The sequence below is a fragment of the Pantoea sp. 1.19 genome, assembly GCF_001922585.1.
Lineage (GTDB): Bacteria > Pseudomonadota > Gammaproteobacteria > Enterobacterales > Enterobacteriaceae > 1-19.
This window is the reverse complement of the sequence record NZ_MRBS01000003.1, coordinates 132,222-146,260: the sequence shown is the minus strand read 5'-3', so window position 1 is coordinate 146,260 and position 14,039 is coordinate 132,222. Positions and strand designations below refer to the sequence as shown.

The 14,039-nt window shown below is 61.1% G+C and carries 14 protein-coding genes; 7 read left to right on the top strand and 7 right to left on the bottom strand.

What is annotated here, in order from left to right:
- Positions 1 to 16: 16 nt before the first annotated feature.
- Entirely contained in the window at positions 17 to 181 is a 165-nt protein-coding gene (locus BS626_RS07325) for a DUF2256 domain-containing protein (protein WP_075181739.1), read from the bottom strand.
- Positions 182 to 467: 286 nt separating this feature from the next.
- Here BS626_RS07325 and proP point away from each other — a divergent pair, with 286 nt between their 5' ends.
- Positions 468 to 1,973 (top strand): glycine betaine/L-proline transporter ProP, encoded by a 1,506-nt coding sequence (gene proP, locus BS626_RS07320; protein WP_075181738.1) that lies wholly within the window; start codon positions 468 to 470, stop codon positions 1,971 to 1,973.
- A 43-nt stretch (positions 1,974 to 2,016) separates the two neighbouring features.
- On the opposite strand, the gene BS626_RS07315 is transcribed toward proP, so the two are convergent.
- Positions 2,017 to 2,469 carry a DUF441 domain-containing protein gene (locus BS626_RS07315; protein WP_075181737.1) on the bottom strand — a complete coding sequence of 151 codons (453 nt, stop codon included), beginning with the start codon at positions 2,467 to 2,469 and terminating at the stop codon, positions 2,017 to 2,019.
- Positions 2,470 to 2,691: 222 nt separating this feature from the next.
- Between BS626_RS07315 and hpxO the strand changes: the two genes are divergently transcribed.
- Complete coding sequence (gene hpxO, locus BS626_RS07310) at positions 2,692 to 3,849, top strand: FAD-dependent urate hydroxylase HpxO (protein ID WP_075181736.1); 1,158 nt, start codon at positions 2,692 to 2,694, stop codon at positions 3,847 to 3,849.
- 34 nt (positions 3,850 to 3,883) lie between these two features.
- Here hpxO and xdhC read toward each other — a convergent pair whose 3' ends face one another.
- Genes xdhC through guaD form a run of 4 tightly spaced genes read right to left on the bottom strand, consistent with a single transcriptional unit; the run spans position 3,884 to position 9,752 of the window.
- Positions 3,884 to 4,654 (bottom strand): xanthine dehydrogenase accessory protein XdhC, encoded by a 771-nt coding sequence (xdhC, locus tag BS626_RS07305; RefSeq protein ID WP_075181735.1) that lies wholly within the window; start codon positions 4,652 to 4,654, stop codon positions 3,884 to 3,886.
- On the bottom strand, positions 4,644 to 6,989 hold the full coding sequence (gene xdhB, locus BS626_RS07300; protein ID WP_075181734.1) for a xanthine dehydrogenase molybdopterin binding subunit: 2,346 nt from the start codon (positions 6,987 to 6,989) through the stop codon (positions 4,644 to 4,646). Before xdhB ends, xdhC begins: the two co-directional genes overlap by 11 nt.
- Positions 6,979 to 8,424: a xanthine dehydrogenase small subunit gene (xdhA, locus tag BS626_RS07295; protein ID WP_075181733.1), complete on the bottom strand. Its 1,446-nt coding sequence runs from the start codon at positions 8,422 to 8,424 to the stop codon at positions 6,979 to 6,981. Before xdhA ends, xdhB begins: the two co-directional genes overlap by 11 nt.
- Positions 8,421 to 9,752 carry a guanine deaminase gene (guaD, locus tag BS626_RS07290; protein WP_075182086.1) on the bottom strand — a complete coding sequence of 444 codons (1,332 nt, stop codon included), beginning with the start codon at positions 9,750 to 9,752 and terminating at the stop codon, positions 8,421 to 8,423. Before guaD ends, xdhA begins: the two co-directional genes overlap by 4 nt.
- A 378-nt stretch (positions 9,753 to 10,130) precedes the next feature.
- Here guaD and ydfG point away from each other — a divergent pair, with 378 nt between their 5' ends.
- Entirely contained in the window at positions 10,131 to 10,877 is a 747-nt protein-coding gene (gene ydfG, locus BS626_RS07285) for a bifunctional NADP-dependent 3-hydroxy acid dehydrogenase/3-hydroxypropionate dehydrogenase YdfG (protein ID WP_075182085.1), read from the top strand.
- 17 nt (positions 10,878 to 10,894) lie between these two features.
- Here ydfG and BS626_RS07280 read toward each other — a convergent pair whose 3' ends face one another.
- Complete coding sequence (locus BS626_RS07280; protein ID WP_075182084.1) at positions 10,895 to 11,218, bottom strand: YnfA family protein; 324 nt, start codon at positions 11,216 to 11,218, stop codon at positions 10,895 to 10,897.
- A gap of 120 nt (positions 11,219 to 11,338) precedes the next feature.
- On the opposite strand from BS626_RS07280, the gene BS626_RS07275 reads away from it, so the two are divergent.
- From BS626_RS07275 to BS626_RS07260, 4 genes are all read left to right on the top strand, one after another.
- The gene (locus BS626_RS07275; protein WP_075181732.1) at positions 11,339 to 11,686 is read left to right on the top strand and encodes a DUF1283 family protein; all 348 of its coding nucleotides are present in this window, start codon (positions 11,339 to 11,341) and stop codon (positions 11,684 to 11,686) included.
- A 47-nt stretch (positions 11,687 to 11,733) separates the two neighbouring features.
- Positions 11,734 to 12,024: a DUF1161 domain-containing protein gene (locus BS626_RS07270; RefSeq protein ID WP_075181731.1), complete on the top strand. Its 291-nt coding sequence runs from the start codon at positions 11,734 to 11,736 to the stop codon at positions 12,022 to 12,024.
- Positions 12,025 to 12,395: 371 nt separating this feature from the next.
- Entirely contained in the window at positions 12,396 to 13,112 is a 717-nt protein-coding gene (locus BS626_RS07265) for an ABC transporter permease (RefSeq protein ID WP_075181730.1), read from the top strand.
- Between the two features lie 70 nt (positions 13,113 to 13,182).
- Positions 13,183 to 14,037, top strand: a complete 855-nt coding sequence (locus BS626_RS07260) for a glycine betaine ABC transporter substrate-binding protein (RefSeq protein WP_240494285.1) — start codon at positions 13,183 to 13,185, stop codon at positions 14,035 to 14,037.
- The last annotated feature ends 2 nt before the right edge of the window (positions 14,038 to 14,039 follow it).

The window sequence follows — 14,039 nt, the reverse complement described above, 5'->3', positions numbered from 1 at the left end:
GATTTGCCAGGGCGGCTCAGGCGCCTGAAGGCGGCCGGGATCGGGCGCGCCGGCAGCGCTCCGAGCAGTAGCGCACCTGCTCCCAGTTTTTTTCCCACTTCTTCCGCCAGGTCATCGGGCGGTGGCAGACTTCGCAGTATTTAACCGGTAGCGCCTGCTTGTTGCCTTTGAACGCGGTCATATATCCTCCCGTCGGGTTATGACGTCATGGCATAAGGGTAGCCGATCGCGCGGGGTGCCGCAGGCAACACGACGCAATGAAAATGGAGAATATTTAACCTATTCAATGTGATCACCTTCTCAAATTAGGCTGTTCGGTTAACAGCAGGTATACTTTGTGCGCGCACCCTCACCGTTTATGGCAAGCGAGGGTGCTGGATGGTCATGAGGATCATCGTGTTTTCAGCGTGGCTGCAACGCTTTTGCAGTTGAAAACAGTGTATATAACAGATCACAGGGTGTTCTATATGAAACTACGTAGGAAGCGTGTAAAACCTATTGGTTTGAAGGACGTAACCATCATTGATGATGCCAGGTTGAAAAAGGCCATCACCGCCGCGTCGCTCGGTAACGCGATGGAGTGGTTTGATTTTGGCGTATATGGCTTTGTCGCCTATGCCTTAGGTAAGGTCTTTTTTCCCGGTGCCGATCCCGGCACCCAAATGATTGCCGCCCTGGCAACCTTTTCCGTCCCCTTCCTGATTCGCCCTCTGGGCGGCTTGTTCTTCGGCATGCTCGGTGACAAGTATGGTCGTCAGCGCATTCTGGCGATCACCATCATTATCATGTCACTCAGTACCTTTGCTATCGGGTTAATACCCGGTTATGCCAGCATTGGCATCTGGGCACCGATTCTGCTGCTGGTGTGTAAGATGGCCCAGGGCTTCTCGGTCGGCGGCGAGTACACCGGCGCCTCTATCTTCGTGGCGGAGTACTCTCCGGACCGCAAGCGCGGCTTTATGGGCAGCTGGCTGGACTTTGGCTCTATCGCCGGCTTTGTGCTCGGTGCCGGCGTGGTGGTTCTGATCTCTGCCGTGCTGGGTGAGGCGCGCTTCCTCGAATGGGGCTGGCGTATTCCGTTCTTCCTCGCCCTGCCGCTGGGCATTATTGGCCTCTATCTGCGCCATGCGCTGGAAGAGACGCCGGCGTTCCAACAGCATGTAGAGAAAATGGAACAGGGCGATCGCGAAGGGCTGACCGAAGGACCAAAAGTCTCCTTTAAAGAGATTGCCACGAAGCACTGGAAAAGCCTGCTGACCTGTATTGGCCTGGTGATTGCCACCAACGTCACTTACTACATGCTGCTGACTTACATGCCAAGCTACCTGTCGCATAACCTGCACTACTCGGAAGATCACGGGGTGATGATCATCATCGCCATCATGATCGGTATGCTGTTTGTGCAGCCGATGATGGGCCTGCTAAGCGATCGCTTTGGCCGCCGTCCGTTTGTCATTATGGGCAGCATTGCGCTGTTCTGCCTGGCCGTGCCGGCCTTTATGATGATCAACAGCGGCGTGCTGGGACTGATTTTTGCCGGTCTGCTGCTGCTGGCGGTGATCCTGAACTCCTTCACCGGCGTTATGGCCTCCACCCTGCCGGCGATGTTCCCGACCCACATCCGCTACAGTGCGCTGGCCAGCGCGTTTAATATCTCGGTGCTGGTTGCCGGTCTAACCCCAACCGTGGCCGCCTGGCTGGTAGAAGCAACGCAGAATCTTTATATGCCGGCTTACTATCTGATGGTGATTGCGGTTATCGGCCTGATAACCGGTCTGACCATGCGCGAAACGGCCAACAAGCCGCTGCGCGGAGCGACCCCGGCCGCATCGGATATTTCAGAGGCGCGCGAGATTTTGCAGGAGCACCACGACAATATCGAACAGAAAATCGACGATATTGACGAGCAGATTAAGGCGCTGGAAGCCAAACGCCGTAATCTGGTCGATCAGCACCCGCGTATCAACGAATAACCGCGGGTAAACCTCTTCGGGCGAGCGCGAGCTCGCCCTTTTTTTATCCCTGCAGACCAATCAGCAGCGACACCAGGCCGGCGGCGATCAGTGGACCGACCGGCACGCCGCGAAACAGCGAAACGCCGATAAGGGTGCCAACCAGCAGGCCGCCTACCAGCGTGGGCTGGTTACTCATCAGCACCACGCCGCGCCCGCCCATCCACGAGACAACAATGCCGACCGCGATAGCCAGCAGCGATTTCCAGTGCAGAAACGCGTGGATCAGGGTGGACGCGGGTAGCGAGCCGCTGGCAATCGGCGCCATTACCGCCACCGTTAGCATCACGATCCCAAGCGTTAATCCCTGCTTTTCTACCCAGGGAAACAGGGCATTGAGCGGGGTCATGCGAATCACTATCAGGATCATAATCGCTATCGCGACGGTGAGGTTGTGGCTGAAAAAGCTGAGGGCGGCCAGGCAGAGGAGAATGGCCAGGTTGAGGTCAAAAGGCATAGCGTGGACCCGTCGTTGTTACGTTAACAGTGGGTTAACAGAGTAAAGCCTTTCCCGACCGGCTGCGCATTTTTTTCTGCACCAGAGGGATGCAGCTGCACAGGCCAGGGGCGTCGCCGTCTTGCAACGAAAGTTTCCAGACGGCAACTTTCGTTCTGCCGTGCCGATTGGCGTATTGGTACACAATTTGCAGCGTCCAGTCACGTTAAGAAGGAGACGCAGATGAAAGCGATTGTGATTGGCGGCGGTATTGGCGGATTGTGTGCGGCGCTGGCGCTGCGGCGGGCCGGTATCCGCGCCGAGGTGTATGAAGCGGTAAAAGCGATCAAACCGGTTGGTGCGGCAATATCTATCTGGCCAAACGGCGTGAAGTGCCTGAATGCGCTTGGGCTACAAGCGCCACTGCGGCAGATTGGCGGGCCGATGCACAGCATGGCCTATGTAGAGGGCTTCAGCGGACAGATCCTGACCGCCTTCAGTCTGGATCCGCTGGTGCAGCAGGTGGGTGAGCGCCCCTATCCGGTCGCCCGCGCCGCGCTGCAGCAGATGCTACTGAAGGCCTGGGGCGATGACGCAGTGCAATTTGGCAAACGCGTCACCCATATTGCCACCGCCGACGAGCAGGTCACCGCTTTTTTTGACGATGGCAGCGAAGCCCGCGGCGATGTGCTGGTGGCCGCTGATGGGACCCATTCGGTGCTCCGTCCATGGGTGCTAGGCGAGCAGCGCGAACGGCGCTATGCCGGCTATGTGAACTGGAACGGTCTGGTGGCTATCGACGAATCCCTAGCCCCTGCCACCTGCTGGACCACCTTTGTGGGCGACGGTAAGCGGGTCTCGCTGATGCCGGTGGCGGAAAACCGCTTCTATTTCTTTTTTGACGTGCCGCTGCCGAAGGGGCTGGCCGAGGATCGCAGTACGGTGCGCGCCGACCTGAGCCGCTATTTTGCCGGCTGGGCACCGCCGGTACAGGCGCTGATTGCCCGCCTCGACCCGGACACCACCAACCGCATTGAAATTCACGATATCGATCCCTTCCCGACGCTGGTGAAAGGCCGGGTGGCGCTGCTGGGTGACGCCGCCCACAGCACCACCCCGGATATTGGCCAGGGCGGCTGTGCCGCCATGGAAGACGCGATTATCCTGGCGCAAAGCCTGCAAACGCACGCGTCAGACGTTGAGGGCGCCCTGCTGCACTATCAGCGGCAGCGCGCCGATCGGGTAGCGGAGTTGGTGCTGAAAGCGCGCAAGCGCTGCGACGTCACCCACGGTCTGGAGCCGGACGTCACCCGCGCCTGGTATCAGGAGCTGGAGCACGAAACCGGTGAGCGAATCATCAGCGGCATGCGCGAGACCATCCTCGGGGGGCCGCTGGGCTAACCGCCACCGCCGTGGGGCGCCGCGGCGCGGCGCGTCACTCCGTCTGGTAACAGGCAATGATTTCTGCAGCTACCGACACCGCAATCTCCGCCGGACGTTTTCCGCGCACCTCGGCCAGTCCAATCGGGCAGCGCAGCGTGGCCAGCTGCGCTGGTGCGATCCCCTTTCCCGCCAGCCGGTAGTCAAAGCGCTGACGCTTGGTCTGCGAGCCGATCAGGCCAACATAGCGCGCATCGTCACGGCGCAGAATGGCCTCGGTCAGCTGCAGATCCAGCCCGTGATCGTGCGTCATCACCACGTAATAGCTGCCCACCGGCATGGCCGCCACCTGCGCCAGTGGATCGTCGCTGAGGCACAGGCTCACGCCTGCCACCGCTGGCAAGGTGCACGCGGTGCGTGAATCGGCCCAGTAGATGTGACAGGGTAACGTCTGCAGGATCGCTACCAGCGCCTGGCCAACATGGCCGGCGCCAAAGATGGCAATGTGCGGCTGGCATTGCCGCAGTGGTTCAAACAGCACCTCGGCCATCCCGCCGCAGCACTGCCCCAGCCGCGCCCCGAGTGGAAACCGCTCGCTCAGCGGCTGGGCCGTCCCCTCCGCCAGCATCGCCCGCGCCCGGGCGATGCACTGGTACTCAAGATGACCGCCGCCGATGGTCAGGTACTGCGCATCGGCGGTGACCACCATTTTGGTTCCGCTGTCGCGCGGTACCGAGCCGCGATGCTGCAATACGGTAATCAGCACGCAGGACTGGCGCCGGTCGCGCAGCGTCGCCAGGATCGCAATCCAGCAGTCAGCAATCATTCGCCCCTCCCAGCCGCCGGGCGGCCCAAAACAGGCGTTCCGGCGTGGCCGGTGCCGCCAGTAGCGGATGCTGGCGGTAATCCGCTACGCTGGCTACCGCATCCTGCAGCGCCGACCAGACGGCAATCCCCAGCATAAACGGCGGTTCACCCACCGCCTTGGAGTGGTACACCGTCTGCTGCGGATTGCGGCGGTTTTCCAGTAGCCGTATCCGCAGATCGGCCGGCACGTCGCCGATCGCCGGAATTTTATAGCTGGCCGGACCGTCGGTCACCAGCCGGCCGTCGGCGTTCCATACCAGCTCTTCGGTCGTCAGCCAGCCCATACCCTGTACAAATCCCCCTTCCACCTGGCCAAGATCTATCGCCGGGTTCAGCGAGGCGCCGACGTCGTGCAAAATATCGGCGCGCAGCAGACGGTTTTCTCCAGTCTCCACGTCGAGGATCACCTCGGCGCAGGCCATGCCGTAAGCGTAGTAATAGAACGGCGTGCCGCATCCCGCTTCGCGATCGTAGAAAATCCCCGGTACGCGGTAGTAACCGGTGGCCGACAGCGGCACCTGATGCAGCCACGCCATCCGGGCGACCTCAGCAAAGCTGAAGCTGCGCTCGCCGACGCACACGCTGCCGCGCCGGAATACCACCGCGTCGGTCCCGCACTGATACTGTTCGCACAGCATCGCCGTCAGCCGCTGGCGTAGCGTTTCGGCGGCGTTTTGCGCTGCTTTACCGTTCAAATCAGCGCCGCTGGAGGCGGCGGTGGGTGAGGTATTGGGCACTTTACCGGTATCGGTGGCGGTAATCTGAATCGTGGCTATGTCGATTTGCAGCACGTCGGCGACGATCTGCGCCACCTTAGTGTTCAGCCCCTGCCCCATTTCGGTGCCGCCGTGATTCAGCTGTACCGTACCGTCGGTATAGATCAGCAGCAGCGCGCCGGCCTGATTCAGGAAGCTGGAGGTGAACGAGATGCCAAATTTGACCGGCGTCAGCGCCAGCCCGCGTTTGCGCACCGGACTGGCGGCGTTAAAAGCGCGCACCGCCTCGCGGCGCGTCAGATAGTCGCTGCTGGCCAGCAGATCGGCGGTCATTTCCTCCAGCAGATTGTCCTCTACGGTCTGCCCATAGTGAGTGACATTACGGGTCTGTTTGCCGTAGTAGTTACGCTGGCGGATCTCAAGCGGGTCGCGGCCCAGCGTGCGGGCAATATGGTCAATGATCTGCTCAATGGCCACCATGCCCTGCGGACCGCCGAAGCCGCGAAACGCGGTATTTGACGCGAGGTTAGTGCGGCAACAATAGCCGGTAATCTGTGCATCGCCCAGGTAGTAGGCATTGTCCGCGTGAAACATCGCCCGGTCGACTATTGAACCGGAGAGATCCAGCGAATAACCGCAGTTGCCGGCCAGATCGATGCGCACGCCGCTAAAGCGCCCCTCCGCATCCACGCCGACGTCGTAGCGGACATAAAACGGGTGGCGCTTGCCGGTCAGCAGCATGTCGTCACGCCGCGCCAGGCGCATTTTGGCCGGTCGACCGGTGATACCGGCCGCCAGCGCGCACAGGCAGGCGATGCCCGCCGCCTGGGTCTCTTTACCACCAAACCCACCGCCCATCCGGCGCATATCAACGGTGACTTTGTTTTGCGCGATGCCCATCACCGAGGCGACCAGCTTTTGCACTTCGGTCGGGTGCTGCGTGGAAGAAAATACCGTCAGCGCCTGCTCTTCGCCCGGCACCACCAGGGCAATCTGCGTTTCCAGATAAAAGTGTTCCTGGCCACCGATGTGAAACGCGCCCTGCAGGCGGTGCGCGGCGCGGGCCAGCGCCGCATCCACATCACCGCGCTGATGCACGTGCGGCGTTTGCAGAAACGCCCGGGCGTCCAGAGCCTCTTCAACCGTCAACACTGCCGGCAGCGGCGCATAGTCAATGTGCGCGGCCAGTGCGCCGGCGCGTGCCGCCTCCGGCGTGTCGGCGGCAACCACCAACACCAGCTGGCCGACGTACTCGACGGTATCTTTCGCCAGCAGCGGATCGCCGGCCGCCAGCGGGCCGATGTCCAGCTCCCCCGGAACGCTTTGCCAGGTCAGCACGCTGACTACCCCCGGGACGGCATAACAGGGTGCGGTATCGATACCGAGTATGCGCGCGCATGCGTGCTCACTGAGGCGCGGCGCAAGATGCAGCAGACCGGGATACTCCGGCCGGTCGTCCACGTACAGTGCTTCACCGCTCACCTGCAGATCGGCACTGTCATGCTTGCGGCTCTGACCAACGCCGCCGTTCGGCGGCCCACTGAGCGGCGAAGGCTGTGCGGAAGGGTTAGGCGACATAATCGGTAATCTCCACATGATCGGTCTCGCCGCGCAGCTGGCGGAACCAGCGCCGCAGCAGGCTCAGCGCTAACTGCTGGCGATAGGCGCGGCTGGCGCGGAAGTCGCTGAGCGGCTGAAAATCCTTGCTGAGGGTGTGCGCGGCAGCAGCCAGGGTCGGCGCATCGGGCAACTGGCCGGTCAGCAGGCGCTCGGTACTGAGCGCGCGGCTGGGCGTCGCGGCCATACCGCCCCAGGCCAGGCGTACCGCCTGCAAGCGGCCGTTTTCCAGCCGGGCGCTAAACGCGCCCATGACCGCAGAAATGTCATCCTCGCGCCGTTTGGACACTTTCCACGCCGCCAGAGAGTGTGACAACGTCACTGCCGGCAGGATAATGTCTACCATCACTTCGCCGGGCAGCAGTGCGGTACGGCGGTAGTCCAGGAAGAAGTCCGCAAGCGCCAGCCGGCGTTCGCGCACGCCCTGCCGCAGCCGCAGCGTAGCGTTGAGCGCCAGCAGCAGCGGCGCGGCGTCGCCGATGGGTGAGGCGTTAGCGAGGTTGCCACCCAGCGTGCTCTGATTGCGTACCTGCCGGGAAGCAAAGCGCGTTAGCAGCGCCGCAAAGGCCGGGAGATGCGGGGTGATAAATGCCTCCACGGCGCTAAGTGACGCCCCGGCGCCAAGCACCAGATCGCCCTCATCGGTCTGATAACAGCGCTTCAGTTCGGCGACCTCCCCCAGCATGATCAGCTGAGGCAGGTCGCGATACTGCTGGGTCACCTCCAGCATCAGATCGGTGCCACCGGCGATCAGCCGCGCCTCAGGGTGCGCTTCGCTCAGTGCCGCCAGCTGATCCAGCGTGTGCGGGATCCACAGCTGGCGATCGCCGGACCGCAGCCCCGCCGGCGCGCCATCATGCAGCGCGCGCAGGCGCGCCAGCGTTTCCGCCGGGTGTGGGTCAATGCTGTCGACGCAGGGAGCCGCGCAAATTTGCAGCGCGGCGTCAACGATCGGCCGGTAGCCGGTGCAGCGGCACAGGTTGCCTCCCAGCGCCTGCTCAATGGCGTGTCGATCGCTGACGCCGCCGCTTTTAGCCAGAGTAAACAGTGACATAACAAACCCCGGCGTGCAAAATCCGCACTGCGAACCGTGGGCGTCCGCCAGCGCCTGCTGTACCGGGTGCAGCGCACCCCCGTGTCGCAGATTGTCTACACTGATCAGCTGTTTTCCGTGCAGCTGGCTCACCAGCATCAGGCAGCTGTTGGCGCTGTCATAGCGTATTTTCCCGTCCTCGATTCGCCCAACGGCGACGGTACAGGCGCCGCAGTCACCGGAGGCACACCCCTCTTTGGTGCCGGTTTGCCGTCGGTGACGGCGCAGCCAGCCAAGAACCGTCAGGGTAGGATCGAGATCCGATTCGCGGATCAGCGTCTGGTGATATAAAAACTGGATCATGCGGCGGCCTCCTTCTGTTCACGCGACCAGGCACACTGGCCGTTTACCCAGGTTTGCGCAATATTGCGATCGTCGCCCACGGTCATCAGGACAAACAGCTTATCCAGCGCGCTGTGGCACCGCTGCAGCCGCAGAACCTGCAGCGGCGAGGCCGCGGGTTCCAGCACCACGAAATCGGCCTCTTTGCCGGGGGCAAAATTACCGATGCGGTCGTGCAGATCCAGCGCCTCGGCCGCGCCCAGCGTCGCGTGATAGAGTGCTTCACAGGCCGACAGTCGGTATTGCTGTAGCTGACCCACTTTGTAGGCCTCGCCCAGCGTTTGCAGCATGTTGAAGGTGGTGCCGGCCCCGACGTCCGTACCGACGCCCATTTTGACCCCGTGCGCCCAGCGCTTACCGAGGTTAAACAGCCCGCTCCCGAGGAACAGGTTGGAAGTAGGACAGAAAGCGATGGCCGAGTCGCTATCATGCAGGCAGCGCCACTCCGGCTCCTCGAGGTGAATCGCGTGAGCAAATACGCTGCGTCGGCCGGTCAGGCCGTAGTGGTGATAGACATCGAGGTAGCCTTGCCGTTCGGGAAACAGTTCGCGGACCCAGGCGACCTCCTCCGGGTTTTCACTCAGGTGGGTATGCACCCAGACGTCGGGAAACTCGGCGCGCAGCTGACGGACCTTCTCCAGCAGCGCCGGCGATGAGGTGGGAGCAAAGCGCGGCGTTAGCGCATAGTTCAGCCTGCCGCGGCCGTGCCAGCGCTGGATCAGCGCGCGGGTTTGCCGCTCGCTCTCCTCCGGCGTCTCCAGTAAATAATCGGGCGCGTGGCGGTCCATCATCACCTTACCGGCGATCAGGCGCATCTGGCGGGCTTCGGCGGCGCTGAACAGCGCGTCCACCGACTGCGGATGCACCGTACCAAACACCAGCGCGCTGGTGGTGCCGTTTTGCAGCAGCTGATCCAGAAAGATTGTGGCGATGGCCGCCGCATACTCCGGACAGGTAAACTGCCGTTCGGTTGGAAACGTATAGTGTTCCAGCCAGCTGAGCAGCTGCTCGCCGAAGGCGCCAATCATCTCGGTCTGCGGATAGTGCAGATGACAGTCGATAAAGCCGGGTACTATCAGCTTGCCGCGCAAGTCGTGCAGCGGCGTCGCGGCGTCAATCCATCGCTGCCCGGCTTCCCAGGGCTCCAGCGCCACAATCCGCCCGCCTTCGAGCAGCAGCACGCCGTCTTCCAGGCTGCGGACGGCGTCGGGCAGCTCGCCGGCGGTGGTCACCGGGTGGGAAATATCCAAAAAAGTGCCGCGAATGGCGCAGCGCGTAGTAACAGACATCATCGGTTATCCTGTGAGTACAAGGCCATTTCCGGGTGAATGGGATTCATCACCGGGTGTCAGTCTTGCAATTGCCGTGCCAGCAAGACGAGTGCGTATTTGTTATTAAAATCATAGTGTTGAAATACAATCCCCGCCAGGATGCGCGATTGTGATTGTGATAACCGCACGCAATCGGTTGCTCACCCCGGCAACCGATTGCGCAGTCAGAAAAAGTGGGGGCTGTACGACGCTCCCCGCGTCCAGCGGCGCGGACGCAGAGCCACACGCACCGTTTTGTGGCAGCGCCTGCACCAGCAGGGTGCCGCGTTTCGGGTATTGCGTTCAGGCAGAGAACGGCCTACTGTCACCACCAGGAATCACGCTATGGGGAAATCGATGATCATTTTTATCACCGGCGCCACCGCCGGTTTTGGCGAAAGTATGACTCGCCGTTTTATCGCCGCCGGCCACCGGGTTATTGCCACCGGCCGGCGCCACGATCGCCTGCAGGCGCTGCGCGATGAGCTGGGCGAGGCCCTCTGGCCGCTGCAGCTGGACGTGCGCAATCGCGCCGCGATCGACGCTGCGGTAAGCGGCCTGCCCGCCGAATGGCGCGAAGTCGATATTCTGGTGAATAACGCCGGGCTGGCGCTGGGGATCGAACCGGCGCAGCGCGCCGACGTGGATGACTGGGAACAGATGATCGACACCAATACCAAAGGCCTGGTATACATGACCCGGGCGCTGCTACCGGGTATGGTGGCGCGCAATCGCGGGCACATTATCAATATCGGATCCATCGCCGGCAGTTGGCCTTACGCCGGCGGTAACGTTTACGGTGCCACCAAGGCGTTTGTTCGCCAGTTCAGCCTGAATCTGCGCACCGATTTACACGGTACCGCCCTGCGGGTCACCGATATCGAACCGGGACTGGTCGGCGGCACCGAGTTTTCCCAGGTACGCTTTAAAGGCGATGAAGGCAAGGCGGAAAACGTCTACGCCGGCACCGAAGCCCTCAGCGCCGGGGACGTTACCGAGGCTGTGTGGTGGGTGGCTAATCTGCCGGCCCACGTCAATATTAACACCCTCGAAATGATGCCGGTTTGCCAGACCCAGGCCGGTTTAAGCGTTTACCGCAAGTAACGCCGCGACTGGGGGCGCTAGCGCCCCCAGCCCGCAACAATGATTAGCATGCCGCAAAACGCCACGCCGGCGCCCACCCAGTCAAACAGGCTCAGCCTGACGCCATCGATCACGCGCAGCCAGACCAGCGCGGTGAGCACGTAGACACCACCGTAGGCCGCATAGACGCGCCCGGAGGCCGCCGGATGCAGGGTCAGTAGCCAGACAAACAGCGCCAGACTGGCCGCTGCGGGAATCAGCAGCAGCGCCGAGCCACCGCGCCGCAGCCATAGCCAGGGCAGAAAGCAGCCTACAATTTCCGCCAGTGCGGTCAAAAAAAATAACAGGGTCGTCTTCATCATCATTGCCAGATTTCTTTTTTTTACCTCAACCAACGCCGCATGCGCGTGGTCAGCTTTTACCCGGTGGTGATATACTTTTCAGGTATACCGTGTTGGATGTCAGGAAAACAAGGAATCGCCATGAAACAGATTGTGCCTCATCGCCTGCTTGCTGCCGCCCTGCCGGCGCTGCTTTTTGCCGCCGCCTCCTTCAGCCAGCCGGCCGCTGCCCGCAGCGATCGCCTGATTATTGAGAGCGGTAATAACGCCCTCTCCACCGAACAGGCGCGGCAGGAAAAAGAGCAGTGGGATGATACCCGACGCCTGCGTAATAAGGTCAATAGCCGGGTAGAAAAAGAGTTTGATAAGGCGGATACTGCGTTTGATGTGCGCGACGCCTGCGATAAAAGCCTCAATGTAAACGCTTATTGGGAGCCGAAGACCCTGCGCTGTCTGGATCGCCGTACCGGGCGGCCCATCGCACCCTGAATGTGTTGCTCAGCTTTTACGCTGAGTCCTGACCTGAGGAGAGCAGAATGAAAAAACATCTGTGGATCATAAGTCTGACGCTGTGCAGCCTGCCGCTGGTTGCCCAGGCATCGTGCGAAAGCGTGAAGGCCGATATCAGCCAGCGTATTATCAACAACGGCGTACCGGCCGCCAGCTTCAGCCTTGATATTGTGCCAAACGACCAGGCCGATCGGGCGGATGGCCAGGTGGTGGGCCATTGTGAAAATGACAGCCATAAAATTGTCTACAAGCGCGATGGCAGCGAAAGCGACAGCAGCCCTACTACCGGTAGCGGTGAGGATGCCGCCAGCCGCTGACGCCCCGATGACACCGTCATGTGACGGTGTCACTTACTGCCGCCTTTTTTTTCATATTCTCTTCAATACCCGCGCCGCTCTGCCCTCCGCCCCGTTTTACGCATGTTTCATGCCTGTTTATTTTTCGTTAAAAGTTGCTCCCCCGGACGAAACGTTGCTATAGCTTAATCTCGCAAAATACGATTTTACAGCATCTTATGGAGGTATCCTCAGCTTGTGCCCGTCCGGGGTGCGCGGTTTTGGAAATAATGGCATCACATCTGGTTATTTCTGTCGCCATTCCGATAACGCTATAACACACGGACGCTCGCCGCCCACGGCCCGCGCCCGATAATGGCCCGATAATGGCCTGATGTCAGGGAGAAACATCCATGAACGATACGACGCTGCTGAAACGCGCTGGCCTGGCCGTGCTGTTCATTGCCGCTGTGCTGGCCCTGCTGGCGTGGGGACTGGGCCCCGACACCCTGCGAGCCCGCCGGGTCGATCTGATTTACCTCGGACAGCAGCACCTGCTGCTGGTGAGCGGCTCAATGCTGGCCGCGCTGCTGGTCGGCATCCCCAGCGGTATTTTACTGAGTCGCCCCTTCGCCCGCCGCTGGGCCGAATACGCGATGCAAATTTTTAATATCGGTAATACCGTACCACCGCTGGCGGTGCTGGCGCTGGCCATGGTGATCGTCGGCATCGGCGATCGCCCGGCGATGGTGGCGCTGTTCTTTGCCTCGCTGCTGCCGATTGTGCGCAATACCTATTCGGGCCTGAACGCGGTTCCGGGCGCACTGCTTGAGGCGGCAAACGGGATCGGTATGACCAAAATGCAGCGCTTGTGGCAGGTGGAGTTGCCGAACGCCTCGCCGGTGATTTTTTCCGGCGTGCGCATTGCGACTGCGATTAACGTCGGCACGGCCCCGCTGGCGTTCTTGATCGGTGCCAGCAGCTACGGCGAGCTTATCTTCCCCGGGATCTATCTGAACGACTTTCCGACGCTGATACTGGGGGCGGCGGCCACGGCGCTGTTCGCGCTGATCCTCGATTTATTGCTGGCGGGCTTCGCCCGGCTGATTCTTCCGCACACCGCGGCGTGACATAGGGATGCACACCATGAAAAGCTGGCTCACCCGAACCGCCGTCACCGCGGCCACCCTGCTGACAGTGATGTCCGGCACCGCGGCGGCGGCGCCCATCGTGATGGCGACCAAAACGTTTACCGAACAACACATCCTCTCGGCGATGACCGTGCTCTGGCTGCAGAAAAAGGGATTTGAGGTCGACGCTAAAACCAATCTGGCGACCACGATCACCCGCAACGCAATGCTCAATAAGCAAATCGATATGACCTGGGAGTATACCGGGACGTCGCTGATTATCTTTAACCACATCAGTCAGCCGATGTCGACACGCGAAGGCTATGAGACGGTCAGGCGCCTCGATGGCAAGCTGGGGCTGGTATGGCTGGATCCTGCGCCGATGAATAATACCTACGCTTTTGCCATGAAGCGCGCGCGCGCGGATGCGGAACACATCACGACCCTGTCGCAGCTGGTGGCAAAAATAGAACAGGTGCGACAACAGGATCCCGACCATAACTGGATGCTCGGACTGGATCTGGAGTTCGCCGGACGCTCCGACGGCCTGAAGCCGTTGCAAAAAGTCTATAGCCTGTCGCTGGACCGTCCGCAGATCCGGCAGATGGATCCCGGCCTGGTGTACAACGCCATCCGCGATAATTTTGTTGACGCGGGCCTCGTTTATACCACCGATGGCCGGGTTAAAGGCTTTGATCTGAAGGTACTGAAAGATGATAAGCATTTCTTTCCCAGCTATGCGGTCACCCCGGTGGTCCGCGCCGATACGCTGCAGAATCACCCCGGTCTGAAAGAGGCTCTCAATCAGCTCTCACCGCTGATCACCGATGAGGCGATTACCGAACTGAATAAACGGGTGGATATCGATCACCAGTCGCCGCAGCAGGTCGCCCGCGACTTCCTGCAGCAACATGACATGCTTTAAGG

Excerpts from the sequence above, each read along its gene's own strand:
- BS626_RS07325 (WP_075181739.1), bottom strand. The coding sequence starts at position 181 with ATGACCGCGTTCAAAGGCAACAAGCAGGCGCTACCGGTTAAATACTGC.
- proP (WP_075181738.1), top strand. The coding sequence starts at position 468 with ATGAAACTACGTAGGAAGCGTGTAAAACCTATTGGTTTGAAGGACGTA.
- BS626_RS07315 (WP_075181737.1), bottom strand. The coding sequence starts at position 2,469 with ATGCCTTTTGACCTCAACCTGGCCATTCTCCTCTGCCTGGCCGCCCTC.
- hpxO (WP_075181736.1), top strand. The coding sequence starts at position 2,692 with ATGAAAGCGATTGTGATTGGCGGCGGTATTGGCGGATTGTGTGCGGCG.
- xdhC (WP_075181735.1), bottom strand. The coding sequence starts at position 4,654 with ATGATTGCTGACTGCTGGATTGCGATCCTGGCGACGCTGCGCGACCGG.
- xdhB (WP_075181734.1), bottom strand. The coding sequence starts at position 6,989 with ATGTCGCCTAACCCTTCCGCACAGCCTTCGCCGCTCAGTGGGCCGCCG.
- xdhA (WP_075181733.1), bottom strand. The coding sequence starts at position 8,424 with ATGATCCAGTTTTTATATCACCAGACGCTGATCCGCGAATCGGATCTC.
- guaD (WP_075182086.1), bottom strand. The coding sequence starts at position 9,752 with ATGTCTGTTACTACGCGCTGCGCCATTCGCGGCACTTTTTTGGATATT.
- ydfG (WP_075182085.1), top strand. The coding sequence starts at position 10,131 with ATGATCATTTTTATCACCGGCGCCACCGCCGGTTTTGGCGAAAGTATG.
- BS626_RS07280 (WP_075182084.1), bottom strand. The coding sequence starts at position 11,218 with ATGATGAAGACGACCCTGTTATTTTTTTTGACCGCACTGGCGGAAATT.
- BS626_RS07275 (WP_075181732.1), top strand. The coding sequence starts at position 11,339 with ATGAAACAGATTGTGCCTCATCGCCTGCTTGCTGCCGCCCTGCCGGCG.
- BS626_RS07270 (WP_075181731.1), top strand. The coding sequence starts at position 11,734 with ATGAAAAAACATCTGTGGATCATAAGTCTGACGCTGTGCAGCCTGCCG.
- BS626_RS07265 (WP_075181730.1), top strand. The coding sequence starts at position 12,396 with ATGAACGATACGACGCTGCTGAAACGCGCTGGCCTGGCCGTGCTGTTC.
- BS626_RS07260 (WP_240494285.1), top strand. The coding sequence starts at position 13,183 with ATGTCCGGCACCGCGGCGGCGGCGCCCATCGTGATGGCGACCAAAACG.